Here is a 245-nt window from a genome sequence, read left to right on the forward strand (position 1 = left end):
GCCGTGGAAGACTACCACGTTGATAGGCAGGGTGTGTAAGCGTTGTGAGGCGTTGAGCTAACCTGTACTAATGACCCGTGAGGCTTAACCATACAACACCCAATGGGTTTTTGTATCGCAGATATAAGCACTTGCGAAAAGCAAAAACGAGAAAGCAGCTTGTACAAATTGGTCTAATTTGTTCCATACAAATTTAGACATTTCCTCCATCCTTGGAGGTCAACAATTTTTGTCTGACGACCATA

At 43.3% G+C, this 245-nt stretch carries 1 rRNA gene; it reads left to right on the forward strand.

Annotated features, from left to right (window positions below):
• A 23S ribosomal RNA gene (locus FCL42_RS21625) occupies window positions 1-92 on the forward strand; the annotation flags it as partial.
• Window positions 93-245: the final 153 nt, after the last annotated feature.

It is taken from the genome of Ferrimonas aestuarii (genome assembly GCF_005116665.1).
Classification (GTDB): domain Bacteria; phylum Pseudomonadota; class Gammaproteobacteria; order Enterobacterales; family Shewanellaceae; genus Ferrimonas; species Ferrimonas aestuarii.